This window comes from Gluconacetobacter azotocaptans (genome assembly GCF_014174355.1).
Lineage (GTDB): Bacteria > Pseudomonadota > Alphaproteobacteria > Acetobacterales > Acetobacteraceae > Gluconacetobacter > Gluconacetobacter azotocaptans.
This window is the reverse complement of record NZ_JABEQF010000002.1, coordinates 240,636-267,401: the sequence shown is the minus strand read 5'-3', so window position 1 is coordinate 267,401 and position 26,766 is coordinate 240,636. Positions and strand designations below refer to the sequence as shown.

Genomic DNA, 26,766 nt, shown 5'->3' with positions numbered 1-26,766 from the left:
TATAAGTTTTACACAATTCAATATTACTCTCCGGAACCCTACCCTAGACACGTCCCTGCATCCGCGATGTTGCGCAGAACGGCGCATGGTTTCTTTCGGACGGAAGGGTATAAAATGAAATCGGCTGGATCCTTCACCAGAAGGACGATTATCGTTTCCGGTCTGGTGACGATCGCACCTGTTTCAGCCCATGCCGAGGCCCCGGCACATACGAAATCCGTCGTCCGTTCAAAACCGGCCGCCGCACCCGCGGCAATACAAGCCGCGTCGCCGGAAGCCATTACCGTCAGCGCCAATGCCCATCGGCCTCGCCTGGCCTCCCACGCGGCCATGGGCGCCCTGGGATCGCGGTCCGAATTCGACACCCCCTTCTCGCTCAGCATCGTTTCAGCGGCCAAGGTCGAGCAGATGCAGGCAGCCGACATCAATGATATCTTTCGTGCCGAGCCCGGCGTCCAGGAGAACTCCAACGGCGGCTCGACCGCCTCGGGCGCCAGCTTCCGCGTGCGCGGCCTCGATCTGGACTGGACCAACGGCTACAAGATCGACGGGTTCGCCATTCCCTATTGGTTCATCGACCTGCCGATGGCGAATTTCGGACAGTTCCAGCTGACGAAAGGAGCATCCGCGTTTCTCTATGGCTTCGGCTCGCCTGGGGCGGTGCTGGATTTTCAGCTCAAGAAGCCGGTCGATGACCCGCGTCTGTCCATAGAGGCCGGCTACCGGTCGGACGCCGCCTTCCGGCAGAGTCTCGACGCCGGCGGTCCGATTGGAAAATCCGGCCGCGTGACATACCGTTTTTCCGTCGGCAACGAAGTCGGCAACCAGTACAACGGCAGTTTTATCCGTTCGACCTCGGTGTCGGCCGCGACCCGCGTGCGAATCACCGATGCGCTCGCTTGGCATTTCGATTCTTTCTATCTCAATACGCTGCAGAAAGGCATGGTCAATGGTGTGACCGTGGTCAGTGGCCTGACCTCGCTGACCCCGATCAGCGGCCGTGCGGAGCTTGGGGCCAGGGATTCCTGGAAGGCCAACGACCTCAAGCATTTCAATACCGGCTTCGACTGGGATTTCGCGCCACACTGGAATACGAAACTCGTCTACGGATACACCCATCTCGACGAGCGATTTCCCTCGAACGCCATCACGTTTCTCAACGATCGGGGAGACTACCTGAACCGGCCATTCCAGATGACCCGCGTCTTCACCTACCATCAGGTGCAGGAAACGACCGAGGGTACCTTCCAGACCGGCCCCCTGCGGCACAACGTGGTGGCCGGCATCATGTGGCTGTACCAGAAGTTCGATGCCGACGCGAACGCGCAATATTACCAGCCGTACCAGTACGGAAATATTTTCGTCTCACGCCCGACCGAAACCAATGCGCATTTCTATAACCCCAGGCTCTACAACTACATCGATTACACGCAGATCGCCCCGTTCTGGAGCGACACGATAAGCTGGCACAAATGGTCCCTGCTGGCCGGCGCACGCTACACGGATTATTTCGAGGACGACTACGCCACCAACGGAAGCGGCCGCCAGACGGCCGCGCGCCACAACAACCCGGTCACTCCTGTCGTCTCGCTCTCGTACAAGCCCGCGCCCGACATCAACGCCTATTTCAGTTACGTCGAAGCCATGCAGTCCGGCACGCAGGCGGCCGCGACCGCCCAGAACGCCTATCAGGTCTTCGCCCCCATGCGCAGCCAGGAATACGAACTGGGCGTGAAAGTGCAGAAATCCCGCTGGAGCGGCACGCTGGCGCTCTACCGGCTCGATACGATCGCAGCCTATGTCGATTCCAACAATGTGCAGCAGCAGGGCGGCCTGGTGCGATATCAGGGTGTCGAGGTCGGGGGCGCGGTACAGGCCACACGCGACCTGCAACTGACCGGAAGCCTGACGTATCTGGACGCGCGCTATGGCGCGGGCACGCCCTATGAAGGCAAACGGGCCGAATCGACCTCGCCCTTCGAAGCCAATTTCTCGGCGAATTATGTGATCCCGGCGGTAAAGGGCCTCAGCGTCAACGGCGGGCTGAACTGGGTTTCCGCCGGGTGGCTGAATCCGTCCAATACGTTCCGGCTGCAATCGTACATCATCGGCACTGTCGGCGCGCAGTATGTCACGCGCGTCCACCGCCACCGGCTGACGTTCCGGGCGGCGGTGGAGAACATCGGCAACGAGCGCTACTGGGTCAGCAGGGGCGCGCTGCAGCTCTTTCCCGGCGCGCCCCGCACCGTGACCCTGAGCATGCGCTTCGATCTGTGAACGCCTGACCTGGCAGGCGCGCCGGGCGCGCCCACGATCAAGGCGTCTTTGAACGATGCTTTATCATTTCTCATTCGGGGGCCGGCCGGATCGCCCGTACACTCCGGGCCGAACGACCAGACCACCTCCGCCCGGAGCGCTGCCATGACAGTCCTCGCACATCCGCCACTTCGCCAGGCGTCACCCGCCATGTCCGCCGAGGAATGGGCCGTCCGCGTCGATCTGGCGGCGTTCTACCGGCTCGCCGCGCTGTATGGATGGGACGACCTGATCGCGACCCATATCTCGGCGCGCGTGCCGGGGCCCGCGCACCATTTCCTGATAAATCCCTTCGGGCTGATGTTCGAGGAAGTCACGGCGTCGAGTCTGGTCAAGGTCGATCTGGACGGCAAAATCGTCGGCGAAAACGCATACGGGATCAACTATGCCGGCTTCGTCATCCACTCCGCCATTCACGCGGCGCGGCCGGACGCCCTGTTCATCGCCCATTTCCATTCCCCTGACGGCATGGCGGTTTCCGCGCACGCCGAAGGGCTGCTGCCGCTCAATCAGCGTGCGCTGACGGTCATCCCGTCGCTCAGCTATCACGATTACGAAGGTATCGCCCTCGAACTGGATGAACGCGAACGGCTGATCGCCGATCTTGGCGATACCAACTTCATGCTGCTGCGCAATCACGGCACGCTGGCGCTCGGCAGGACGGCAGGCACGGCCTGGGGGCGGATCTATCAGCTGGAAAGCGCCTGCACCGCACAGGTCCGCACCCTGTCGATCGGCCGCGAAAACGTCCTGATCGCGCCGGCCGAGGCACAGGACGCGGTGCGCCGCCAGGTCGGGCGCAAGCGCAAGCCGGTCGAAGGTGGCCGGGACATTCACGACCTGATCTGGGAGGCCTCGTTGCGCAAGGCAGCGCGCCTCTCGCCCGGCTTCGACGCCTGATGCGGGACGCCCCCATGATCGTGACACGACGGCATGCCCTCGGCCTTGCGGCGGGTCTTGGCCTGTCTGCCGCCACGGCGCCGCTCCGTCGCGCCGCGGCCGCGGACCTGGCGCATGCGACGCTGCGCGTGGCCGCGTTTCGCGGCATGGACCAGACCCTGCTGGCCGCTACGGGGCTGGACGACTTTCCCTATCGGGTGGCGTTCAGCGAATTCAATTCCGGCAATCTGATCGCCCAGGCGATCAACGCCGATGCGGTCGACCTGGGGATGTGGAGCGAGATCCCGATGGTTTTCGCCGCCAGTGCCGGGGCGCGGATCGCCGTCGTCGCCACCATGGAAGGCCCCACGACCGATCAGGCCCTACTGGTGCCGGCGGGCTCGCCGGCGCGATCGGTCACGGACCTGCGGGGCAAGCGGGTCGGCTACATCAAGGCCACGACCGCGCATTACTTCCTGCTGCGCATGCTGGCGCAGCATGGCATGAGCTTCGCCGACATCCACCCGATCGCACTGGGCATGAGCGACGGGTTGACGGCCATGAAGGCGGGCAGCCTCGATGCCTGGGCGACCTACGGCTATGCCATCCAGACGCTGGAGGCGGACGGCACCGCGCGTATCCTGCAAAGCGCCGCCGATATCCTGTCGGGACATTATTTCGTCGGCGCCAACCCGCGCGGACTGGACAACCCGGACTTCCGCGCCGCCGCCGCCGATTATATCCGCCGCCTCGGCAAGGCCTACGCCACCCTCGGCACGGACAAGCCGCGCTGGGCACGCGCCGTCGCCCCGGTCATCAAGGTGCCCGAACCCCTGGTTCTGGCCTACCTCCAGACCCAGAACCGCCCCTACGCCCCGCGCGCCTGGCGGCAGGGCGACATAACCGGCGCGCAATCCGTGGCCGACACCTTCGTCACGGCGGGCGTCCTGCCGCCCGGCACGAATATCGGGGCCGTCTTTTCCCCGGCCCTGACACCCCTTCTTCCCGCATAGCCCAACCGGCAGCCCAACCAGCAGAAAGATGTCCGCCATGCCCGCTCCGCGCAGACTCAAACTCGGCTTCATCCTTCATGGCGTCGGCCGCACGTGGGACGACTGGCGGCATCCCGACCGCGATGTGCGGGCAAGCACCAGCTTCCCCTTCTACCTGCATCAGACCCGGCTGGCCGAGAAGGGAAAGTTCGATTTCGTGTTCGTGGCCGACAGCCTCTCGATCAACGAAAAATCCAGCCCGCATTATCTCAACCGGTTCGAGCCGATCACCATCCTTTCGGCGCTGGCCGGGGCCACCAGCCGCATCGGCCTGGTCGGCACGCTGACGGTCAGCTACTCGGAACCCTTCAACGTCGCCCGTCAGTTCGCCTCGCTCGACCATATCAGCAACGGCCGCGCGGCATGGAATGTCGTTACCTCCTGGCTGGGCGACACGGCGGCCAATTTCAGCAGGGAGTCACATCCCGAGCACCACCAGCGCTACCGGATCGCCGCTGAATATCTCGATGTCGTCCAGGGATTATGGGATAGCTGGGAGGACGACGCGCTGGTTGGCGACAAGGCGCGCGGCGTCTTCGTGGACCGGGAGAAACTGCACCGGCTCGACCACCAGGGCGAGTTCTTCCAGGTGCGCGGGCCGCTGAACATCGGGCGCTCGGCCCAGGGACAACCCGTCATCTTCCAGGCCGGCGCGTCGGAAAGCGGACGCGATTTCGCCGCCAGACGCGCGGAAGTCGTCTTCTGCGGCCCGCAGAACCTTGCCGAAGCCCAGGGCTATTATCGCGACGTGAAATCCCGTGCCCGGGCCTTCGGACGCGACGCGGATGCGCCCTTTATCCTGCCCGGCATCGGGCCGGTCATCGGCCTGACCGAGGCCGACGCCGAAGCGCGCTATCGGGAACTGGCGTCGCTCGGCTCGCTGGATACCGGGCTGGGATTCCTGTCGCGCGCCTTCAATGACCATGATTTCACCAGTACGATCTGGACGGCCCGTTCCCGGACGTCGAAGCCATCGGCCACAACAGCAACCAGAGCGCCTCGCTCCGCATCCTGGAGCAGGTCCGGCAAGGCCATCTCACGCTCCGCCAGATCGCGGAACGGATCGCGACGCCGCGGGGCGATTTCGTGGGCACGCCGGAAAAGGTCGCCGACGCGCTCCAGACCTGGTTCGAGAACGAAGGGGCGGACGGGTTCGTGATCTTCGAAACCCTTCCTGGCCAGTTCGATCTGTTCGTCCATCACGTGGTCCCAATTCTTCAGGACCGCGGCCTGTTCCACCGTGATTATGAGCACGCGACGTTCCGCGAGAATCTGAGATTGCCTTATCCGACCAACCGCTACACCGCACGCCGCAAGAAAGATCGGGCCTGAAGCCCGGGGCCCCGATCCTGGATCAACGACCGGGTTTCCAAAGGGCGATGCCCTTGGGCGGGTTTCAGGGCAGCGCCCTGAGGCCTGCATCTCAATCAGCCAGCAGAAAGCTGGGTTTGCGTTACCCGTCGTGCACGCCAAGCGATTCAAGCAACACGCCCCGCAGATGCTCGAACCGCGGATCGGCGTGGCGGCGGGGGCGATCCATCGGGATCAGCACATCCGTACGGATGCGGCCGCGCTCCAGCACCACGGCTCGATCCGCCAGCAGCAGCGCCTCGTCGACGTCATGCGTCACCAGCAGGACCGAGCACCGGTGACGGGTCCACAGATCCGAAACCAGTTGCTGCATTTTCAGGCGCGTCAGCGCGTCCAGCGCGGCAAAAGGCTCGTCCAGCATCAGGAACGCAGGCTCGCGGACCAGCGCGCGGGCCAGCGCCGCGCGTTGCGCCTCGCCGCCCGACAGCGTCAGCGGCCAGGCGTCGATCCGGTGACCAAGCCCGACCTCCTCCAGCACGGCCACGGCGCGATCGCGACGATCCGCCCCATCCTGGCCCAGCACGGTATTCTGCCAGACCCGTTTCCACGGCAGCAGGCGGCTTTCCTGAAAGACGACGGAGACCTCGCGCGGGCGCGCGACCGATCCCTCGGTCACCGGGTCGAGGCCCGCAAGCGTGCGCAGCAGGGTCGATTTCCCCGACCCGCTGTGCCCGAGCAGCGCCACGAACTCGCCCGGCGCAATGGCCAGATCGAGACGATCGAGCACCGCCGGGCCGTCGCCGAAGCGGCGTGTCAGACCATGCACCAGAACGGCCGCGTCATCGCGTGATGGTACGCCCGCCCCCTGCGTCACCTGGGCAACCGCGTTCATGCCGACCTCGCGATACGATGCGACGGCCGCCAGGACAGCAGCGTCGTCTCCAGAAAACGCACGATCTGGTCGGACGCCAGGCCGAGCAGCCCATAGATCACCAGACCGACGAGAATGATGTCGGTGCGCAGGAAATCCTCGGCATCCATCATCATGTGGCCGATTCCGCTGTCGGCGTTCACCTGCTCGGCCACCACCAGCATCAGCCACGAGATGCCCACGGCAAACCGCAGCCCCACCAGAAGATCCGGCAGCGCCCCGGGCAGGATCACGTCACGGATGGTGCGTGCCCGCGACAGGCCGAGCGTGCGGGCCATTTCCAGCAGCTTCGGGTCGATGGAACGGATGCCCTTGTGCAGGTTGAGATAGATCGGGAAGCTCGACCCCAGCGCCACAAGCGCGATCTTCGGCGTCTCGCCGATGCCGAACCACAGAATGAACAGCGGCACCAGCGCCAGCGCCGGCAGGGTGCGCAGAATCTGCAACGGCGCGTCCACGATGTCCTCACCCAGACGCGACAGGCCCGAAATCAGCGCCAGGCTCACCCCCGCCACGAAGGCGATCGCCAGGCCCGAGCCGGCGCGCGCCAGCGACACCGCCAGATTGGTCTGCAAGCTGCCGTCCCGCGTCAGCGACCAGCCGGTCGCGACGATCTGGGCCGGAGACGCCACCAGCCGCGTGGACAGAAGCCCCGTCGAACACGCCGCCTGCCACAGCAGCACCAGAAAGAAGGGCGAGGCATAGCGCGTGAGGACGCCCAGCCTGGGCCGCCAGGCCGATCGCGGGGCTGCCCGGGCCGCCACCGGGGATACGGTCCGGATGAGAGTTCCTGACATGTCCGCCGTTCCTTCCTTCAATGGGACTTCGATGGGTATGCGCCGCAGCTTCGCCTGATTCATCCTGCTTGTCAGGTAAATATTATTCATACCACAATTCAGCGTGATTTGATTGTATCCCGCGCTCCTCGCGGGCACGCTGCCGCTCCCTGACAGCCGTCCGAAGATCGCTTCGCCATGCATCGTGCCGCCCGCCTCATGCCCTGCCGCCTTCTGGGCGCCCTCGCCCTGCTGTGCCTGCTTCACGCCGCGCCGGGCGCACGGGCGGACGACGACCTGGTGGTGGCCGACCAGAAAGGGCAGCAGAAGGCGCTGCTGGAAGCTGCAGGCGCCGACCAGGGTCTGCCCTACCGCATTCGCTGGACCGAGTTCGAGGCCGCCGCCCCCCTTCTGCAGGCGCTGGGGGCCGGGGCGGTCGATACCGGGATCGCGGGCGACGGTCCGTTTCTGTTCGCCTGGGGCGCGGGCCTGCCGGTCAGGGCCGCCCTGCTGATTCCACCGCGCGGGGGCGGTCGCGCCACGGCGGTCGTCGTGCCGTCCGGCTCGCCGATCCACGCCTTGTCGGGCCTTTCGGGCAAGCGGGTGGCGACCGGCCGTGGCTCCATCGGCCATCTGCTTCTGCTGCGCCTGATCCAGACCGGCGCGATCCCGGCCCCCGCGCCACATATCGTGTTCCTCGCCCCGGCCCAGGCCAAGGCGGCGCTCGACAGCGGCGGCATCGACGCCTGGTCGACGTGGGAGCCGTACGTCTCGCTGGAAACGATCCAGAACCACGGGGCCATCCTGGCCGACGGCGCCGGGGTCATGCCCAACAACAGCTTCTTTGTCGCAACCGATGCCGCGCTGGCGCACAAGCACGCCCAACTGGCCGATTTCTATCGCCGCGTGGCCAGGGCCTATGCCTGGGGCGCGCTGCACCAGCGAGACTATGCCGCCCTGCTGGCGCGCCAGACCGGCCTGCCGCAGACCGTCGCCGATGCCGTCGCGCAGAAGCTCATCGCTACCCCCGCCGCCGTCGGCGACGGCGTCGTGAAGGCCGAGCAGGTCACGCTGGACGCCTACCGCGCGGCCGGCTTCCTGTCCTCGGTCGACCCGTTCGAGACCGCCTTCGACCGGAGCTTCACCCTGCCATGACGACCCGACTCGTCCACCATGACGCCGACGTGCTGGTCATCGGCGGCGGCCTGGCGGGGTGCTGGGCCGCCATCACCGCGGCGCAGGGCGGCGCGCGCGTGATCGTCGCGGAAAAGGGCCGCTGCGGCACCTCGGGCGTGGCGGCGGCGGCCGGGCCCGGCCATTGGTGGGTGCCCCCCGAGGCCGGCCGGCGCGAGGACGCGATCGCCCGCCGCATGGCCGCGGCGCAAGGCCTGGGCGACGCCCCATGGATGGCGCGGATCATCGACCGCACCTTCCGCACGCTGCCCGGCATCGCCAGCCACTACCGGTATGTGCCCGACGACGAAGGCAGGATCCGCCACCACGCGCTGCGCGGGCCGGAATATCTGCGCGCCCTGCGCGAAAAGGCCCTGGCGGCCGGCGCGATCGTCCTGGACCACAGCCCCGCGCTGGAACTGCTGCGCCATGCCGATGGCAGCATCGCCGGCGCGCGCGGCGTCAGCCGCCAGGGGGCGGGCGGCGACTGGGTGGTCCGCGCCGGGGCTACGATCCTGGCCACCGGCGGCTGCGGCTTCCGCTCGCACCTGCTGGGCGGGGCGAACAACACGGGCGACGGGCTGCTGATGGCGGTCGAGGCCGGGGCCGTGCTGTCCGGCATGGAATTTTCCGCCTTCTTCACGGTGGTACCGGCCGGCACCACCATGGCGCGCACCATGATCTACAGTTTCGCGCGCTATTACGACGGGCAGGGCCGCCTGCTGGACCGTCCGCAAGGCCCGCACGACACCGCGTTCCTGGCCGAGGCCCTGGCGCGCGGACCGGTGTTCTGCGATCTCTCCGCCACGCCCGAGGACGTACGGCGACAGTTGCCGCAGATTTCCCCCAACGTGACCCTGACCTTCCGCCGTCTGGGAATCGACCCTTTCCAGGACCGCTTCCCCGTCTCGCTGGTGGGCGAGGGTACGATCCGGGGCGTGGGCGGCGTGCGCGTCGCCGACGCGGATGCCGGCGCGGGGGTGGAGGGGCTGTTCGTGGTCGGAGACGTCGCCTCGCGCGAGCCGGTCACCGGGGCCATCAGCGGGGGCGGCGCCGTGAACGCGGCCTGGGCCCTGTCCTCGGGCTGTATCGCGGCGGAGGCCGCGCTGGCCCGCGTGCGCCGCCAGGGCCGGCGCGCCGACACGCCCGCCGAGGGCACGGGCGGTGCCGGCCTGGCGCAGACGCGCGGCACAGCCGACGCGGCCGAAATCGAGCGCATGGTGCAGGCCGAGATGCTGTCGCCCATGAAGCAATATTTCCGGACGGAAGCGACGCTGTCAGCGGCGCGCGACCGTCTGGACAGCGGCTGGAGTGCCCTGCCCCACGCCGGCCTTGCCGGGACCCCACACGCCCGAGCCCGTCGCAGGGAGCTTGCCGCCCTGACCGCCACCGCCCGCTGGAGCACGGCCAGCGCGCTGGCGCGCCACGACAGCCTGGGCCTGCACCGGCGCGCGGATGCAATCGCCGCCGCCACGCTGCCTGCACACATCATTGCCGGCGGCGTGGAGACGATCTGGACGGAAATCGTCCCGGCGGGAGAACAGGCATGATCGAACTCGTCCTCGCCGCGCGCTGCACCGGCTGCAACGACTGCGTGGCCGCCTGCCCCCGCGACGTGTTCGACCCCGCGCCGGACGGCCCGCCCCGCATCGCGCGGCAGGCCGACTGCCAGACCTGCTTCCTGTGCGAACTCTATTGCCGGGAGGACGCGCTGTATGTGCATCCCGACGCCGGCCGCGCCCAGCCGCAGGACGCGGCGGCGATCGAGGCGTCCGGCCTGCTGGGCGAATATCGGCGGGCGTCGGGTTGGGACGAATGGGCCGAAGACGAGGCGCTGCGCAACCAGCACTGGCGCATGGAAGACGTCTTCCGCCGCGCCCGGGGCGCATAAAGACCACACGCACAAAGACCACTGGGGAGTCACCGGTCATGGATGGATCACCGATCGGGGCGCACGCGCCTGTCGATATATCGGCTGAAACGCTGGACCGCCTCGTCGCGCGCTTCGCGGACCGGGCGGCGGATTACGACCGCTCGGGCGACATCGCGCTGGATAACCTCGCCGACCTGCGCGCGGCCGGGCTACTGACCCTGACCGTGCCGCCCGTTTTCGGCGGCCAGGGCCTCGGGTTGCGGCGCATCGTGGAGATCGTGAGCCGCATCGCGCAAGGCGACCCGTCCACGGCGCTGATCCTGGCCATGCAATACCTCCAGTCGGGCGCGATCGCCCGTTCCCCGGTCTGGAGCGACGCGGTGAAGGCGGAGGTGTTTTCCAGCATCGTCCGCGACGGCGCACTGATCAACGCCCTGCGCGTGGAACCGGAACTGGGCACCCCCGCGCGCGGCGGCCTGCCCGCCACCAGCGTGCGGCGTGACGGCGCAATCTGGCGCCTGAACGGGCGGAAGATCTTCTCGACCGGTTCGACCGCGTTGCACTGGGGCGTGGTCTGGTCGCGTACGGACGAGGACGCGCCGCGCGTCGGCCAGGTTCTGGTACCGCTCGGCCTGCCGGGGATCCGGATCGAGAAGAGCTGGCACCAGATGGGCATGCGCGCCACCGGCAGCCACACCATCGTTTTCGAGGATGTCGCGATCCCCGAACGCTATCTGGTCAATCTGATCCGGCCGGACGGCAGGCAGGAAGAAGCCGTGGCCCTGGCAAACTGGCACGCCATCGCGGTCGGCGCGCTGTATGACGGCATCGCCCGCGCCGCGCGGAACTGGCTAGTCGGCTTCCTCCATGCCCGCGTCCCGTCCAACCTGGGCGCGGCGCTGTCCACGCTGCCGCGCTTCCACGTCCTGCTGGGCAAGATCGACGCGCTGTTGCTGGCCAACACCGCGCTGATCGACCATGCGCTACGGCGCGAGGAAGCCGGCGAACATGCCAACGCGGACGCGGGCCTGGTCAAGCAGATCGTCACCGAGAACGCGATTACAGCCGTGGGCAAGGCCGTCGCGGCGATCGGCAACCCCGGCCTCAGCCAGGACAACCCGCTGGAGCGCCATTACCGGGACGTGCACTGCGGGCGCATCCACACGCCTCAGGGCGACAGCGCGCTGGCGTTCGCCGGCAAGGCGGCCCTGGCGGGATAACCTCCAGGGCCTTGGGCCCGGACCGTCAGGCGGCCGCAATGCCCCGCCTGGCGTCCTCCTGCGCCACCAGGGCGCGAACGCGCGGGATGAGATCGCGGCCATAGACCAGCGCGTCGGCCAGCGGGTCGAATCCCCGAATCAGGAACGTCGTCACGCCCAGCCGGTAGTAATCCAGCAGAGCCTCGGCCACCTGGTCGGGGTCGCCCACCAGCGCGGTCGAGTTCCATCGGCCACCGGTCGCCGCCGCAACGCCGGTCCACAGCCGCTTGTCCAGGCGCTCGCCACGCGCTGCAAGGGCACGCAGGCGGCGCGACCCCTCATTGGTCGACAGTGTCCCGGCCGCCGGGGACGCCCCGGCCACGTCCAGCGCGATGGCCCCCGCCTGCACGCCGGCCCCATGCTGCAACGCATCGATCCGCGCGCGGACCTGATCCGCCCGCTCCCATGCCTGCGTCTCGCTGTCCGCCACGATGGGCCGGAACGAGAGGGAAAAGCGCGGCGCGGGCCGGCCGTTGGCCGCGGCGGCGGCGCTGACCCGCGCGATCATGGCCGCGACCTCGTCATAGGTTTCGCCCCACAGGGCATAGGCGTCCGCATGGCGGCCGGCCACCTGGACGGCATCCTCCGAGGCACCGCCGAAATAGATCGGGATTCCGCCCGGCCGATAGGGCCCGACGTCCGAACGCGCGCCCGCCACGCGATAGAACGCCCCTTCGTGATCGAAGGCGGCCCCGGCCGACCATTCGCGGCGCAGCACGTCCAGATACTCGCTGGCCCGGGCGTAGCGCACCGCCTTGGTCGTATGGTCGCCGTCCGCTTCCAGTTCGCTGTCGTTGCCGCCCGCGATGATGTGCACCGCCACCCGGCCGCGCGTCAGTTGGTCGAGGGTGGCCAGTTGCCGCGCCGCCAGCGTCGGCGCCGCAAACCCCGGCCGATGGGCGATCAGCAGCCCCAGCCGCCGCGTCGCCGCCGCCGCATGATGCGCGATCAGCAGGCTGTCGGGCGAATTGGAATGAAAGGCCACCAGCACCCGGTCGAACCCGGCATTCTCGTGGATCGCGGCGGTCGTCGCGATATAGCCGGGGTCGACGGCCGGCCCGACCGGTGGGATGGTCTCGCTCTGATGACGGCCGGTGACATAGCCGATGAATTCGATGGGCATGATGCCGTTTTTCCTTTTTTCAGCCGTGTCTTCGCATCATTCCAGAACGGAAAAGCCGTGCGTTCCGTCGCGCTCCAGTTGGGCGACAAGGCCGAATTCCCAGTCCAGATACGCCTGCATGGCGGCGGCGGCATTGTCCGTGCCCTCATAAGGGCGCTTGTAGACATCGTCCGGACGCGAGAGCGCGCGCGCCTCGTCCAGGCCGGTTTCAAGCGGCTGCCCGGCCTCGCGCCATGCGGTCGTGCCTCCGTCCAATACCCGCACCCGCAGGCCCGCGCGCGCCAGTTCGGGCGCGGCCAGACGCGCGGCAACCCCGTCGGGCGAAGTCAGCACCACATCCCGCGCGTCCGCCAGGCGCGGATGCCCCGCCAGATCGGGACGGATGGCGAACACCGCACCCGGCAGATGCCCCTTGCGGAAGGCCGGGCTGGCGGCCAGGTCGATCACCAGCGGGCCGCCCCCCGCGCGTTCCGCGACCAGACCGGCGACGGACACGCCCTCCACCTCCGACAGGGACGCCGCCGGCACGACGGGCTCGGGACCGGTCGCGCGCAACAGGCCGGCCCAGTCGTCCAGCACATAGACCTCGCGCCAGCCCAGCTGCCGCAGCCAATGGCCGGTCATGCGGGCGCGGACGCCGTCATCGTCGGTCAGCACGATCGTGCCGTGACGCACCCCGATCCACTCGTCGGTCGCCTGCACAAGCTGGCCGCCCGGCGCCGAGCGGAACCCTTCCAGATGCGACGCCGCGTATTCCTCGGGCGACCGCACATCCAGGCGATAGACCGTCCGGGCCGGGTCGGACTGGAGCACCGCCAGCGTCCCCTGCCCGATCGCCCGCACTCCGGTCCGCTCCGCCAGTGCGGCCGCCGCCTCGCGGGCGCGCGCCACATTCGTGCCGGTGGGTTCGCCCCCCGTCCGCGCCGCGCCGTGGTCCAGTTCCAGGCCGGCCAGCGTCCAGCCGATGGTCCCGTTGCGCAGCGCGAAGACGGGGTTGGGGATGCCCGCATTGACCAGCGATTGCGTACCGATGATCGAACGGGTTCGGCCGGCGCAGTTCACCACCACCACCGTCTCGGGCGAGGGCGCGATGTCGCGCACCCGCAACGCCAGTTCTCCACCCGGCACGGACCGGCCGCCGGGAATGGACATGACGTGATATTCGCTGAAGCGCCGCGCATCGAGAATCACCAGATCGTCGCCGCGCGCGATCCGCGCCTGGAGTTCCGCCGCGGGCAGCGAGGGCGTATGCCGCACATGCTCGACCAGTTCGCCGAACGCCTTCGACGGCACGTTCACGTCGATGAAGATCTCGCCGCCCGACGCCCGCCAGCCGGCCAGTCCGCCCTCCAGCACGCTGACATTGCTGTAGCCGAGTGCCGCGAAGACCGGCAGCGCGCACGCCACCCGGCCCTCGCCGTCGTCATAGAGCACGATCGGCGCGTCGCGGCGCGGGACCAGGAAGCCGATCCGCTCTTCGATCCGCCCGAGGGGCAGGTTGACGGCAAACAGCGGATGGGCCGCAGCGAACGGCCCTTCCTCGCGCAGGTCCAGCAGCGCGATTTCGTCCCCTGCCCGCAGCAGGCGCCGCACGTCCTGCGGGGATGTGACGGCGACGGGCCGTGCCATGACCGCGTTCATGCCGCCTCCACCCGCTTCGAGCGGTCCCAGAGATTCGGCACGTCCTCGCTGGAATAGCCCGAAATGAACGATTTCTCGGCCCCCGTTTCCGGGTCGTAGGTGGCGCGCGACACGCCGCCGATATTGTCGCCGTAGACATGGATCGAAATCGAGGCCTGGTCGGCCAGCGCGTTGGCGACCAGGTGATAGTCGTTCACGCCGGGGGCCAGGGCCACCACTTCGCCGGGCTTCAGAACGCTGGTCTCGCCGGCATGAAATTTTCCGTCCGCGCCGCGCACGAATTGCGTTTCGCTCTCGCGCCCGCGCAGCATGCCGATCAGGCCCCAGACGCGATGGTCGTGCAACGGCGTCTTCTGTCCCGGCCCCCAGACGAAGCTCACGACCGAGAAACGCTCCAGCGGATCGCAATGCAGCAGATACTGGCTGTAGCGTTCCGGATTCGGCCGGGTGAAGGGCTCGGGCAGCCAGTCATCGCGCGAGACGAGGTCGCGCAGCAGCACGGCCCCTTCCTGCTGGATGGCGTCGGGCGCCAGCCCGCGTTCGTACAGTCTGGTGAAGCGGGCCACGAAGTCCCGAAGCGGTGCAATCGATGTCATGTCATTCAATCCAGAAGATCGGGTTCCTGGGCCACGATCCAGTCCCACAGCGGCTGGAACGAGAAATAGCCGCCCTGATGGGTGCCGATCTGGCTTGCGGTCAGGCGCGCGACGTCGGGCGCGATCGGTTTCAGCGGGCCGGCCCCCTGCGCCAGAAGCTGGGCGTGGGCCGCGTTGTCCATGGCAATGAACCACCACGCGGCGGCCTCGATCGTCGGCCCCACCGTCAGCAGCCCGTGATTCTGCAGGATCGCCGCCTTGTGCGGGCCCAGCGTCGCCGCCAGCCGCTCGCCCTCGCTGTCGTCCAGCACGACGCCGCTGAACGGGTCGAAGACCACATGGTCCTCGTAGAAGGCGCACGAATCCTGTGTGATCGGCAGCAGTTCGGTACCCAGGGCCGAGAACGCCTTGCCGTAGGTCGAATGGGTGTGGGCCGCGGCCACGACATCGGGGCGTGCGCGGTGCAGGGCCGAATGGATGGTGAAGCCCGCCGTGTTGATCGGCCGATCGCCGATCAGGATCGTGCCGCCATGGTCGACCAGTTGCAGGTCGGACACCCTGATCTGCGAGAAATGGACGGCCAGGGGATTGATCCAGTACCGGTCGGGAAATTCCGGATCGCGCACGGTGACGTGCCCGGCCAGCCCCTGGTCGAACCCATAGCGCGCGAACAGCCGGAACGTCGCGGCGAGGCGCTGCTTGCGATGCAGCCGCTCCCCCTCGAACGATGCGGCCGGCGGGCGCGGCGTCAGCCGGCGCTCGCGCGCCTGTGCCGAAACCTGTGCCGGCGCGACGGGCGGCGTAATGGCATTCATGCTGATGGTCCCCTTTCTTTAAAAATCAGTAGCCGCGCGCGGCATCCACCACGTCCTGCAGCGGACGTCCTTCCAGAAAACGCTCGAGATTCGCGGCAATCCGCCGGTGCAGGTTCTGCCCGACGCCCGGGCCCGACCATGAGACATGCGGGGTCAGGCGGATGGCCGGGTGGGTGTAGAACGGATGCCCCGCCGGCAGCGGTTCCGGGCTGGTCACGTCCAGCGTGGCAAAGCCGACCCGCCCGGAGTCGAGCGCCGCACCCAGCGCGTCCTGGTCCACCAGTTGCCCCCGCGCGACATTGACCAGATGCAGGCCCGGCTTCGCGCGGGCCAGCAGGCCGGCATTCACGCAGCCTTCGGTCTCGCGCGTCAGCGGCAAGGCAAGCACCAGATGGTCGACCTGTTCGATCAGGTCCGCCAGGCTGGCGACCGGCTCGACATCCTGTTCGGTCCCGGTCCAGGCGCCGCGCCGCCACGCCAGCACGCGCATGCCGAACGCCCGCGCCCGCGCCGCGACCGCCTGGCCGATCGCGCCATAGCCCGCCAGCCCGACGACACGCCCCGCCAGCCCGCCCAGCGGCGATGCGCCCTTCAGCACCGCCGCTTCCCGCAGCCAAGCCTCGGGGCCGTCGGGGCGCACCGTATCCAGCCGCTTTTCCCGCAGCAGCAGCGCCGCCAGCACATATTCCGCGATCGGCACCGCCGCGTCGCCGCGCCCGCACGTCACGGCGCGGCCCTGCAGCAGCCATGCCGGAAACCCGTCCACCCCGGCCGAGGCGACCTGCACCCAGCGCGGCCCCGCGCCCCATTCCGCCGGCGGGCGGTCGGGGGCGGCCTTCCAGGTGCGCGACGGGCCGGTCAGCAGAATATCGGCCCCGCCCACAGCCCAGGGCAGGTCGCCCTCGCGGTCGCCATCAAGGACGCGGACGCGATCGCCGAACGGAGCCAGCACCGGATTCAGCCCGGCCCCAAGCTGATTGACGACGACAAGCGGGCGCATGATGTCCAACCACCTCCGCGCTCAGGCCGCCGCGGTGCGCGCGCGGGCCTCCTCGGCCGCGACCAGGGCGCGCACGCGCGGGATCAGGTCACGGCCGTAGCCATAGGCATCGGGCAGCGGGTCGAAGCCGCGGATCAGGAAGGTGGTGATGCCGAGCCGGTAATAATCCAGCAGGGCCTCGGCCACCTGGTCGGGCGTGCCGACCAGCGAGGTCGAATTGCCCTGCGCGCCGGTCAGCGCCGCGATCCCGGTCCACAGCCGCTTGTCCAGCCGCGCCCCCTTGTCGGCCGCGGCCAGCAGGCGGCGCGATCCCTCGTTCGGGACCGTGGCGGGGCGGACGAAGCCGGTCCTGTCCTGCAGCGCACGGGCGGTCTCGAGGATGCGGTCGGCCTTCGCCCAGGCCGCCTCCTCGGTGTCGGCCAGGATGGGGCGGAGCGAAAGCGAGAAGCGCGGCGTGCGCCCGTGCCGCGCGGCGGCCGCGCGCACCCGCGTCACCGTCTCGCTCACCTGCTCGTAGGTTTCGCCCCACAGGGCGTAGACATCGGCATGCCGGCCCGCCACGGCGATGGCGTCCTCCGACGACCCGCCGAAATAGACCGGAATCCCGGCCTCGCGGTAGGGATGGACCAGCGAATGGGCGCCCCGCACGTCATAGAACCGCCCGGTGTAATCGAAGGGCGCCGGGCTGGCCCATTCGTTCCGCACGATGTCCAGATACTCGCTCGTCCGCGCATAGCGCTCGGCCTTGGTGGTGTGGTCGCCGTCGGCCTGAAGTTCGACGTCGCTGCCGCCGGTGATGATGTGCACGGCCACCCGCCCGCGCGTGAGGTGATCGAGCGTCGCAAGCTGGCGCGCCGCGATGGTGGGCGCGTTGAAGCCCGGCCGATGGGCGATCAGCAGGCCGAGGTCGCGGGTCACGGACGCTGCGTGCTGGGCCAGCAGGATACTTTCGGGCGAATTGGAATGAAAGGCGATCAACGTCCGGTCGAAGCCGCCGTTCTCATGGATCTTCGCCGACGCCTCGATATGGCCGAGGTCGATGACCGGACCCGAGGGCGGGATGGTCTCGGATTGATTGCGGCTGCCGATAAAGCCGATGAATTCCACGGACATCCCTTATCCTCCGATCTATATTTAACGATACGTTAGCGTCAATTCGACAATTTAACACTTGCGCATCCCGTGAGAACAAGACAAAAATAATCATATAACGATTTAAGTTCGTTAATATGGACTTTTGGAGTCCTCATTGGTCCGGAGCCCTGCCGTCGTGTCACAAACGCTCTCCCCCGGCCTCCCGCAGAGAATGGCCCGGAACGTGCCGACGGAACTGCTGCGTTCCTTCGTGGCGATCGTCGAGGCCGGCTCCATGGCGCAGGCCACCGAAACCATCTTCCTCACCCAGTCGGCCCTCAGCCTGCAGATGAAGCGGCTGGAAGACGTGCTTCAGCAGAAACTGTTCCGCCGCGACGGCCGGCGGCTTCTGCTCAGCGCGGCGGGCGAGGAACTGGTCGCCTACGCCCGGCAGTTGCTCGCCCTGAACGACCGGATCGTCCAGAACCTGGGCCAGGACCAGGATCACGACCCCATCACCGTGGGCATGGTCCAGGACTTCGCCGATACCATCCTGCCCGATGTGCTCGGGCGCTTCAGGCTGGAACATCCGCGTGCGCGGCTGATCGTGCGCGTCGGCGGTTCGGCCGAACTGCTCGACATGTTCGACCGCGCGCGCCTCGACCTGGTCCTCTGCCTGGGCCAGCACGGCGACAGGGCCGATGCGACATGGAAGGTGGTGGGCGCGGATCGGATGGCCTGGCTGGGCGACCCGGCGAACACCGAACGCAGCGAACTGCCTCTGGTTCTTCTCGAACCACCCTGCCGCTTTCGCGACGCCGCCCTGCGGGTGCTGGGCCAGGACCGGCGCGAATACCGCATCGTGCTGGAAACCCCGAACCTGCCCGCCATGCGCGCGGGGGTCCGGGGCGGGCTTGGCGTCAGTTGCCGCACGCGGCGCTTCGCCGTGGCGGAAGGCCTGCCGATCATCGCCCAGGGCGCCCTGCCCACGGTTCCGGAAATCGAAACAATCCTCGTGCGGCGCAACGGATTGTCGGATGTCGCGCAGGATCTGGGCGATCTTCTGGCGCAGGCCGCCGACGGTCAATGAGCAACGCCAAGGTCATGCTTGAGCGAAACTCCTTAGTCGAAACAGGGACTTCTCTCCCATAATCGAGGCCTCGACCTTTTCGGGGACCCCCAAGCATGAGTACAGAACAGAACGTCACCGGCCCGTCCCTGCGCGCGCGCTTCCAGGCACTGGAAGACGAACGCAGACGCTCGTGGGCGCCGGATGCCCTGGCCATCAACGCCAACCAGCGCGCGCAACTGGTGCGCGAGCATGGCAACCAGCCGCATGTCGGCGTCGGAGACGTGCTGCCCGCCGCCACGCTCACGCGCACCGACGGGCAGCCGGCAGCACTCGACGCGCTTGTCGCCAACGGTCCGGCCGTGCTGGTCTTCTTCCGCTTCGCGAACTGTCCCGCCTGCAACATCGCGCTGCCGTACTATCGCGACACCTTGTGGCCTGCCCTGAAAGATGCGCAAATTCCGCTGGTCGCCATTTCACCGCAACCCATCGCCGCATTGGGCGAAATCGCGACGCGGCACCACCTGCCGTTTCCCGTGCTGTCCGACACAGATCTGGCGCTGTCGCGGGCACTGGGGCTGACCTATATCTTCGACGCGCCCTCGCGCGACGCCGCCGAGGCGAAGGGCGGGACGAGCGAGGCCCTGAACGGCACCGCGTCGTGGGAACTGCCCAAGCCGTCGGTCATCGTGATCGGCCCTGGCCGCGTCGTGCGTTTTGCCGATATCTCGCCGGACTGGATGGACCGCACGGAAACGCCCGCCATCCTGGCCGCGCTCGATTCCGCCTCCCACGCCGCATCCGCGAAGGAACGGCACCATGCCGCCTGATACCCTGCTGGACCTACGGCCGCCGCAGGTCGCGGCCGAGCTGTTTCGCGACGCGATGAGCCGGCTGGGCGCGCCCGTCACGCTGGTCACGACCGACGGGGCTGCGGGGCGTCACGGGCTGACGGCCTCCGCCGTCACCAGCGTCAGCGACGCGCCGCCGACGGTTCTGGTCTGCCTCAACCGGACGAACCGCTCGCACGCGGCCTTTCTGGGCAACGGCGTGCTGGGCATCAGCCTTCTGTCGGGCGGTCATGAAGATTTCGCGACCGGTTTCGCCAGCAGCCGGCGCAGCACCGAGGAAAAATTCGCGGCCGGCACATGGCGCACGGACGTAACCGGCGCGCCCTTGTTCGACGACGCGCTGGCCACGCTCGATTGCACCATCGGCGCCATCCATGCCGCGGGCAGCCACGACGTGCTGTTCTGCGCGGTCCAGTCCATCCGCATCCATCCTGCGGGCGGGACCGGGCTGGCGTGGTTCGACCGCCGCTTTCACCAGCTTCCGGCCGGTCCGGGGCGCAGCTAGATCCGTCAGGGTAGCATCATGTCCGACTCTCGCCGTCTTTCCCGTCGCGCGGCGCTGGCCACCGCCGGCCTCGCCCTTCCGTTCATCGGCGCGGGGCGCGCCGGCGCGGCCGACGGCATGGCCGGCATGGGCGGCGAGACGAGTTGCACGGGTACTGCGGCCGGCGCCGTCACCCCGCTGCCCGGGCCGCCGCGCAAGCTCACCATCGCATGGAACGAGACCGCGGTCTGCACCGCGGCGGTACCGGTCGCGAAGGAAAAGGGGTTCTTTGCGCGGCACAATCTCGACATCGACTATGTGAATTTCGCCGGCGCCACCGACCAGTTGCTCGAAGCGCTGTCGACCGGCAAGGCCGACGGCGCCCCCGGCATGGCGCTGCGCTGGCTCAAGCCGCTGCAACAGGGGTTCGACGTGAAGCTGGTCGCGGGCCTTCACGCGGGCTGCATGTATCTGCTCGCCCCGCCCAAAAGCAGCATCACGCAGTTGTCCGACCTGCGCGGCAAGACGGTCGGCGTCACCGATATGGGCGGTCCCGACCGCAATTTCTTCGGGATTCGCCTCAAGGAAATCGGCATCGACCCGGAAACCGAAGTGCAGTGGCGGCAATATCCCCCCGACCTGCTGCCCATCGCGCTGCAGCGCGGCGACGTGCAGGCGATCACGGATGGCGATCCGTTCAGCTATCTGCAGAAACGCCAGTTCGGCCTGGTCGAGATCGACAGCAACATGCACGGCGACTGGGCGCACATCGCCTGTTGCGTGATCGGCCTGCGCGGCAGCCTGATCCGCAACGAGCCGCAGGTCGCCATCGCGGTCACGCGCGCCATCCTCGATGCCGGCGCGTGGCTGGCCTGCAATCCGGACGAAGCCGGCCGCATCTTCAAGCCCTACGCGCCCAAGGCCTCGGCCGAGGACATCGCCACCATGATCCGTATCCAGGGCCACCATCACCAGACGCGGGGCGGGACGTTCCGCGACGAGATCGCGCTCTACGCCCGCGCCTTGAAGGACATCGGCGTGTTCCGTCCGTCGTTCGACACCGCCCGTTACGCCACGCGCGTCACGCAGGACCTGTTCACCGCATGAGCGGCGTGGGGACGACACAGGCGATCGCGCCCGTCGGGACGCCGCAGACGCGCGCGCGGTCGCGGCCGCCGCTGCGCGCCCTGCTGCCCTGGGCGGCCGGGCCGGCGTGGTTCGTCGCGGCCCTCGTCACGTGGCGCTGGCCGGACGCCGACGATTTTCCGGACACGACCACTCTAGCCGGCCTGTTTGCCGGTATCGGCGTCGCCCTGCTGTCGGCGGCGGCGCTGCGCCGGCTGTCGGCGCGCGCGCCGTGGATGATCGCGCTCGGCCTCGGCTTCGCCGCATGGGAACTCGTGCAGGCCAAGCTGCTGCTGCTGCCGCGCCCGTTCTTCGGAACGCCGCAGGACCTTCTGGATGTTTTCCTGACCGACTGGAAAAGGCTGGGCGACAGCCTGCTGCATTCGCTCGGCCTGCTGGTGGTGGGCTACACGGCCGGGTCCATCCTGGGCATCGCAACCGGCGTCGGCCTCGGCCGGTCGCAGCGCTTCCGCTACTGGGCGCTGCCGATCGTCCGCCTGATCGGCCCGCTGCCCCCGGTGTCCCTGCTGCCCCTGGCCATGGTGCTCATTCCCTCCAACTGGCTGGCCAGCGAGGCACTGATGGCACTGGGCTCCGGCTTTCCCGTCACCATCCTCACCTGGTCGGGCGTCGCCGCGGTCGACCCGGCCTATTATGACGTCGCCCGCACCATGGGCGCGCGGGACCGTTTCCTCGTCCTGCGCGTCGCGCTGCCCGCCGCCATGCCGCAGATCTTCGTCGGGCTGTTCATGGGGCTGGGCATGTCCTTCGTGATGCTGGTGATCGCCGAAATGCTGGGCGTGAAATCCGGCCTCGGCTTTTACATGCAATGGGCGCAGGGATGGGCGGCCTATCCCAACATGTATGCCGCCCTTCTGGTCATGTCGCTGATGTGCACCGGCCTGATCACGATCCTGTTCAAGGTGCGGGACCGCATTCTCGGCTGGCAGAAGGACGGGCTGAAATGGTGACGCATCCGGCCCCGATGGATATCCAGCTTCGCGGCATTCACCACGGTTACCCGATCGGCGGCACCTTCACGCCGGTGATCGAAGATGTCAGCCTGGATATCGCCCCGGGCGAGTTCGTGGCGCTGCTCGGCCCGTCAGGCTGCGGCAAATCGACCCTGCTGCGCCTGGTCGCGGGGCTGGAGCCGCCGCATGCCGGGCAGGTTCTGGCCGGCGGCGTGCCGGTCTCGGGCCCCGGCCCCGACCGCATCGTGATGTTTCAGGACCCCACGCTCTATCCCTGGCGCACCGTGCGCGCCAACGTGGCCCTCAGCCGGGACATCGCGGGCCGGCGCGACGACGCGGCCGTCGATGCCGCGATTGCCATGGTGGGACTGAAAGGTTTCGAACGCGCCTGGCCGCACCAGCTTTCGGGCGGCATGGCGCAGCGCGCGGCCCTTGCCCGCGCCCTGGTCAACGAACCGCGGCTGCTGATCCTGGACGAGCCACTGGGCAAGCTGGACAGCCTGACGCGGCTGACGATGCAGACCGAACTGCTGCGCCTGTGGCAGAAGCGTGGCTTTACCGTCATCATGGTCACGCATGACGTCGAGGAAGCGCTGCTGCTCGCCACCCGCGTGGTCACGTTCAGCACGCGCCCCGCCCGCGTGATCTCGGACGTTTCGATCGACCTGCCCTATCACCGCCATCGTGACGATCCGCGCCTGCTTGCCCTGCGCCGCGAGATCCTGGTCCGGCTGGGGCACAGCGAGGACTGGTGATCGCGACGGGAGAACGCGCTGCCCCTGAGCGTGCGATAGGGGCAGCCCGCCGCAAGCGTCAATACATTCCACATTCTCATGACGCATTTTTTTATAACTCGTTTTCCATACGTTATTTTTCCTTTTATCCCGGTCGATGAACGCAACATCCCGTTACAAAGACATCATGCCCAAAACAGCATTTCAGCCTCCGCCCAGATTTCGCTCCCGATGGCATGGCGCCGTCGCGGCCGTCTGCGCCCTGTCGTCCGCGCCGCACGCCCTTGCCGCGGGCACTCGGGATGCCGGCAAGGCGGATACGGCCGCAGGCACGGAAGCCGTCATCGTCACAGGCACACGCACCTCGGTCCATGCGTCGAAAAGCATGGCGCCTGTCGCCATCTTCACGTCCGCGGACCTGCGGCGCACCGGGCAGACCAGCCTGCGCAACGCGCTGGTGGCGCTCGATCCTTCCGTCAACAACACGCCGGGCTATCCGGGGCAGCTCGGCTTCACGACGAAGACGATGTCGCTGCGCGGCCTGCCGGCCAACGAAACGCTTGTCCTCGTCAATGGCAAACGCCGCCATACCATGTCGTCGGTGTTCTACGGCGGCGCCATGCAGGGGCAGTCCCCCGTCGATCTCGACCTCATTCCGTTCGAGGCCGTCGACCATGTCGAAATCCTGAAAGACGGGGCGGCGGCCCAATATGGCTCCGACGCCATCGCCGGCGTCATCAACATCATCCTCAAATCGGCCGATCACGGCGGCACGGCCGAACTGGGGTATAACCAGTACGGCTGGACGGTCGGCCCCCTGGGCGATTACGGGCGGGGCGGAAACCTGAATTACAATCAGGGCTTCAGGATCGGCAATGGCGGCTTCCTGAACCTGACGGCCGAATTCACCGGCAACCAGGCGACCAACAACGCGGGCTACGCGCCGCGTACCCAGGGCGGCAAGCCCGTCCTTCTCTATCCCCTTCTGGCCAACGGCCAACAGGACCCGCGCGAGAACGGCGACCGCTATCGGCAGATTTCCGGCCTGCCCGAAAACGAGCGGCAAAGCATCGCCTATAATCTGGAACTCCCGCTGTCCGGCGGTACCCGCTTCTATTCCTTCGCGACGTACAGCCACCGCACCATCGCCGCCTCGGCCTGGTACCGGCCGTCGAATTCCCAGCAGAACATCATGAGCGTCTATCCGGACGGCTACCTTCCGACCGATACGACCGAGGATCACGATTTCCAGTTCACCAGCGGTTTTCGGGGGCGCGATTTCCTGGGCTGGTTCTGGGACGCCAGCGTCAACTACGGGCGGGATTCCAGCAGCGTCGGCATCGAGAACACACTCAACAACTCGCTTGGCCCGTCCAGCCCGCACAATTTCCATCTTCAGACCCTGACCAATTCGGAACTGACCGCCGATTTCGATATCCACAGGGCCGTTCACACCGGCCTGCTGCGCGAGCCGCTGCAGGTCGCGGCCGGTGTGGAATATCGCTACAACGCATATGACGTCGCGGCCGGCGACGACGCCTCGTGGCAGGATGGGGGCTACATCTTCCCGCCCAGCTATGTCTTTCCCACGGCAAGCCCCGCCCTGCCCGGCGCATCGGGCCTGGGGGCCACGTCACCTGCACAGGCGGGGCTGCATTCGCGCATGAACGGCGCGTTCTATCTCGATCTCACTCAGAAAATCACGAAAGACCTGACCGTCGCCCTGTCCGGCCGTGATGAGCAGTACAGCGATTTCGGCAATACGCTCAGCGGCAAGGCGTCCGTCCGTTACCAGGTGACGCCGTGGCTGGCGCTGCGCGGTTCGGCCAGCAACGGCTTTCATGCGCCGACCCTGCAGCAGGAATATTTCCAGAGCACGGCGCTCTATTACTCGATCCTGCCCAGCACCAACCAGCTCGTGCAGTCCTATACCAACTACGCCTCGGTCGACAACGCGGGCGCCCGGGTTCTGGGCGCTACGCCGCTGAAGCCGGAAACGTCCCATAATTTCAGCGCCGGCTTCGTCCTGACGCCCTTGCGGCGGCTGGATATCTCGGTCGATGCCTACCGCATCGACATCTTCAACCAGATCGTGCCCATTTCCGTCGCGGGCTCCGGCGTCGCGGGTGCCCGCGTGCTGCAACTGCTCCATGACGCCGGCGTGGTGCCGAACGACGGGCGGTATTACGGCTTCACTTACGAACGGAACGCCGCCCACACCCGAACCATGGGCCTTGATGTGCAGGCGCACTACCTGACGGATTTCGGCCGTGCCGGAAACGTGACGTGGGGCGTGATGATGAACCAGCAGCAGCATCAGATCGCACGGGTCAATCCGCTGAGCGTGAATCTCGGCCCCGGCATCACCGCGCTGTTCCGCAGCCAGATCGGCAACATCACCACGCTCTATCCGCGCAACACGCTGCGCATGACCGCCACATGGCGCAAGGATGCCTGGGCAACCACGCTGCGCGTGTCGCGCTATTCCCAGACCAAGCTGCTCAACGACCGCGGCCCGGCCTACGACGAGACGGTCGCGCCCGCATGGCTGTTCGACCTCGACGTGACCTACACCTTCCCCAATCGCATCCGGCTGTCGGTCGGCGGCAACAACATCTTCAACCATCGGCCGCAGACGCTCAGCCCGCTGGCCCAAAGCGCCGCGTCGCTGCTTCAGGTCAACCCGAACTACAGTTCCGCCTCCATCTATGGCGCGGAAGGGGGATATTATTATGGCAAGATCGCCTGGAGTTGGTAACACGGCGTCGCTGACCCGGCGCGGGCTGGTACGGGGCCTACTCGCCGGCGGCACGCTGGCTGCGGCCGGGCCTGCCCTTGCCGCGCCCGTGCCCCTGCGCGTGGGCGACCAGAAAGGCGGCGCGCGCTCGCTTCTGGCGGCGGCGGGACAGGACCATGTGCCGGACTACCCCCTGCAATGGAGCCTGTTCGCGGGGGCGCCGATGCTGATCCAGGCGCTGGCGGCCGATGCGATCGACACCGGGGTCATCGGCGACGCGCCGCTGGTCTTCGCGCAGGACGGCGCCGATACGATCCGTGCGGTGGCGGGCATCCAGACCGATGGCACCATGACCGCCATCGTGGTGCGGCACGACAGCCCCATCCGCAGCGTCCGGGACCTCAAGGGGCGCTCGGTCGCCACCCTGCGTGCCCAGACCGGCCATTACCTGGCCCTGGCGGCGTTGCGCGAGGCCGGGCTGCATGACGATGACGTCCATTTCGTCTTCATTCCCCCGGTCTCGGCCAAGCTGGCCCTGCAAACGGGCGCGGTGGACGCCTGGGCCACCTGGGGGCCGTATATTTCGGATGCGAAGGTCGCCGACGGCGCGCGCGAGATCGTCAACGGCGGCCGGTTGATGAGCGGACTGAGCTACGTGGTGGCGACGGAAAGCGCCCTGCGCACCCGCAGGGACGCCGTGGCCGACTACGTGCGCAGGCTGCGCGCCGGCCACGACTGGATGCACACGCATCTGGACGAGTACGCCGCCGTATGGGCTGCGGATGTCGGGTTGCCGCTGGCCGTCGCGAAGGACGTCGTCCGCGCGACGCAGGGCACGGTCGTGCCGCTGGGGCCGGACGTCGTGCGCAAGCAGCAGGCTGTCTCCGACTTCATGTTCGACACCCGCATGATCCCTCGCCGCCTCGCGGCCACGGCCGTGATGGATACCCGTTTCACGTTCTGACCCGAAGGG

General features: G+C 67.9%; 25 protein-coding genes. 17 read left to right on the top strand and 8 right to left on the bottom strand.

Features of this window, described 5'->3' with window-relative positions; all coding sequences use genetic code 11:
- Positions 1-114: 114 nt before the first annotated feature.
- The 5 genes from HLH34_RS03340 (at position 115) to HLH34_RS19320 (ending at position 5,579) form a co-directional block, all read left to right on the top strand.
- On the top strand, positions 115-2,277 hold the full coding sequence (locus HLH34_RS03340; protein ID WP_183118186.1) for a TonB-dependent siderophore receptor: 2,163 nt from the start codon (positions 115-117) through the stop codon (positions 2,275-2,277).
- A gap of 144 nt (positions 2,278-2,421) precedes the next feature.
- A complete protein-coding gene (locus HLH34_RS03335) occupies positions 2,422-3,216 on the top strand; it encodes a class II aldolase/adducin family protein (RefSeq protein WP_183118185.1) in 795 nt (264 codons plus the stop codon).
- Positions 3,217-3,230: 14 nt separating this feature from the next.
- The gene (locus HLH34_RS03330; protein WP_244959596.1) at positions 3,231-4,208 is read left to right on the top strand and encodes an ABC transporter substrate-binding protein; all 978 of its coding nucleotides are present in this window, start codon (positions 3,231-3,233) and stop codon (positions 4,206-4,208) included.
- Between the two features lie 37 nt (positions 4,209-4,245).
- The gene (locus HLH34_RS03325; protein WP_244959594.1) at positions 4,246-5,406 is read left to right on the top strand and encodes an NtaA/DmoA family FMN-dependent monooxygenase; all 1,161 of its coding nucleotides are present in this window, start codon (positions 4,246-4,248) and stop codon (positions 5,404-5,406) included.
- Positions 5,403-5,579, top strand: a complete 177-nt coding sequence (locus HLH34_RS19320) for a hypothetical protein (protein ID WP_244959591.1) — start codon at positions 5,403-5,405, stop codon at positions 5,577-5,579. The genes HLH34_RS03325 and HLH34_RS19320 overlap by 4 nt, the downstream gene beginning before the upstream one ends.
- 121 nt (positions 5,580-5,700) lie before the next feature.
- On the opposite strand, the gene HLH34_RS03320 is transcribed toward HLH34_RS19320, so the two are convergent.
- Both HLH34_RS03320 and HLH34_RS03315 read right to left on the bottom strand, forming a co-directional pair.
- Positions 5,701-6,450, bottom strand: coding sequence for an ABC transporter ATP-binding protein (locus tag HLH34_RS03320; protein ID WP_183118183.1), 750 nt, complete (start codon positions 6,448-6,450; stop codon positions 5,701-5,703).
- Positions 6,447-7,286, bottom strand: coding sequence for an ABC transporter permease (locus tag HLH34_RS03315; RefSeq protein ID WP_183118182.1), 840 nt, complete (start codon positions 7,284-7,286; stop codon positions 6,447-6,449). The genes HLH34_RS03320 and HLH34_RS03315 overlap by 4 nt, the downstream gene beginning before the upstream one ends.
- Positions 7,287-7,463: 177 nt before the next feature.
- Here HLH34_RS03315 and HLH34_RS03310 point away from each other — a divergent pair, with 177 nt between their 5' ends.
- From HLH34_RS03310 to HLH34_RS03295, 4 genes are read left to right on the top strand one after another with little or no spacing between them, the layout of a single operon-like run.
- A complete protein-coding gene (locus HLH34_RS03310) occupies positions 7,464-8,420 on the top strand; it encodes an ABC transporter substrate-binding protein (RefSeq protein WP_240161576.1) in 957 nt (318 codons plus the stop codon).
- Positions 8,417-9,988 (top strand): FAD-binding protein, encoded by a 1,572-nt coding sequence (locus HLH34_RS03305; RefSeq protein ID WP_183118181.1) that lies wholly within the window; start codon positions 8,417-8,419, stop codon positions 9,986-9,988. Before HLH34_RS03310 ends, HLH34_RS03305 begins: the two co-directional genes overlap by 4 nt.
- Positions 9,985-10,329: a 4Fe-4S dicluster domain-containing protein gene (locus tag HLH34_RS03300; RefSeq protein WP_183118180.1), complete on the top strand. Its 345-nt coding sequence runs from the start codon at positions 9,985-9,987 to the stop codon at positions 10,327-10,329. The genes HLH34_RS03305 and HLH34_RS03300 overlap by 4 nt, the downstream gene beginning before the upstream one ends.
- A gap of 38 nt (positions 10,330-10,367) precedes the next feature.
- Entirely contained in the window at positions 10,368-11,531 is a 1,164-nt protein-coding gene (locus HLH34_RS03295; protein ID WP_183118179.1) for an acyl-CoA dehydrogenase family protein, read from the top strand.
- Positions 11,532-11,556: 25 nt separating this feature from the next.
- Here the strand turns inward: HLH34_RS03295 and HLH34_RS03290 are convergent, their stop codons facing one another.
- Genes HLH34_RS03290 through HLH34_RS03265 form a run of 6 tightly spaced genes read right to left on the bottom strand, consistent with a single transcriptional unit; the run spans position 11,557 to position 17,858 of the window.
- Entirely contained in the window at positions 11,557-12,693 is a 1,137-nt protein-coding gene (locus HLH34_RS03290) for an LLM class flavin-dependent oxidoreductase (protein ID WP_183118178.1), read from the bottom strand.
- A gap of 36 nt (positions 12,694-12,729) precedes the next feature.
- On the bottom strand, positions 12,730-14,322 hold the full coding sequence (locus tag HLH34_RS03285) for a rhodanese-like domain-containing protein (RefSeq protein ID WP_244959589.1): 1,593 nt from the start codon (positions 14,320-14,322) through the stop codon (positions 12,730-12,732).
- A gap of 8 nt (positions 14,323-14,330) precedes the next feature.
- Positions 14,331-14,930 (bottom strand): cysteine dioxygenase family protein, encoded by a 600-nt coding sequence (locus HLH34_RS03280; RefSeq protein WP_183118176.1) that lies wholly within the window; start codon positions 14,928-14,930, stop codon positions 14,331-14,333.
- A 5-nt stretch (positions 14,931-14,935) separates the two neighbouring features.
- Positions 14,936-15,745, bottom strand: a complete 810-nt coding sequence (locus HLH34_RS03275) for a class II aldolase/adducin family protein (protein ID WP_183118175.1) — start codon at positions 15,743-15,745, stop codon at positions 14,936-14,938.
- 25 nt (positions 15,746-15,770) lie between these two features.
- Entirely contained in the window at positions 15,771-16,745 is a 975-nt protein-coding gene (locus HLH34_RS03270) for an NAD(P)-dependent oxidoreductase (RefSeq protein WP_183118174.1), read from the bottom strand.
- 21 nt (positions 16,746-16,766) lie between these two features.
- Positions 16,767-17,858: an LLM class flavin-dependent oxidoreductase gene (locus HLH34_RS03265; RefSeq protein WP_183118173.1), complete on the bottom strand. Its 1,092-nt coding sequence runs from the start codon at positions 17,856-17,858 to the stop codon at positions 16,767-16,769.
- A gap of 205 nt (positions 17,859-18,063) precedes the next feature.
- Here HLH34_RS03265 and HLH34_RS03260 point away from each other — a divergent pair, with 205 nt between their 5' ends.
- The 8 genes from HLH34_RS03260 (at position 18,064) to HLH34_RS03225 (ending at position 26,757) form a co-directional block, all read left to right on the top strand.
- Entirely contained in the window at positions 18,064-18,909 is an 846-nt protein-coding gene (locus HLH34_RS03260) for a LysR substrate-binding domain-containing protein (RefSeq protein WP_264784135.1), read from the top strand.
- A 95-nt stretch (positions 18,910-19,004) separates the two neighbouring features.
- Entirely contained in the window at positions 19,005-19,718 is a 714-nt protein-coding gene (locus tag HLH34_RS03255; protein ID WP_183118172.1) for a peroxiredoxin-like family protein, read from the top strand.
- Positions 19,708-20,244 carry a flavin reductase gene (locus HLH34_RS03250; protein WP_183118171.1) on the top strand — a complete coding sequence of 179 codons (537 nt, stop codon included), beginning with the start codon at positions 19,708-19,710 and terminating at the stop codon, positions 20,242-20,244. The genes HLH34_RS03255 and HLH34_RS03250 overlap by 11 nt, the downstream gene beginning before the upstream one ends.
- An 18-nt stretch (positions 20,245-20,262) precedes the next feature.
- Positions 20,263-21,330 carry an ABC transporter substrate-binding protein gene (locus tag HLH34_RS03245; RefSeq protein ID WP_183118170.1) on the top strand — a complete coding sequence of 356 codons (1,068 nt, stop codon included), beginning with the start codon at positions 20,263-20,265 and terminating at the stop codon, positions 21,328-21,330.
- Entirely contained in the window at positions 21,327-22,319 is a 993-nt protein-coding gene (locus HLH34_RS03240; protein WP_183118169.1) for an ABC transporter permease, read from the top strand. Before HLH34_RS03245 ends, HLH34_RS03240 begins: the two co-directional genes overlap by 4 nt.
- On the top strand, positions 22,313-23,077 hold the full coding sequence (locus tag HLH34_RS03235; RefSeq protein WP_183118168.1) for an ABC transporter ATP-binding protein: 765 nt from the start codon (positions 22,313-22,315) through the stop codon (positions 23,075-23,077). The genes HLH34_RS03240 and HLH34_RS03235 overlap by 7 nt, the downstream gene beginning before the upstream one ends.
- A 364-nt stretch (positions 23,078-23,441) precedes the next feature.
- A complete protein-coding gene (locus HLH34_RS03230; RefSeq protein WP_244959587.1) occupies positions 23,442-25,814 on the top strand; it encodes a TonB-dependent receptor plug domain-containing protein in 2,373 nt (790 codons plus the stop codon).
- On the top strand, positions 25,789-26,757 hold the full coding sequence (locus HLH34_RS03225) for an ABC transporter substrate-binding protein (RefSeq protein ID WP_183118166.1): 969 nt from the start codon (positions 25,789-25,791) through the stop codon (positions 26,755-26,757). Before HLH34_RS03230 ends, HLH34_RS03225 begins: the two co-directional genes overlap by 26 nt.
- Positions 26,758-26,766: the final 9 nt, after the last annotated feature.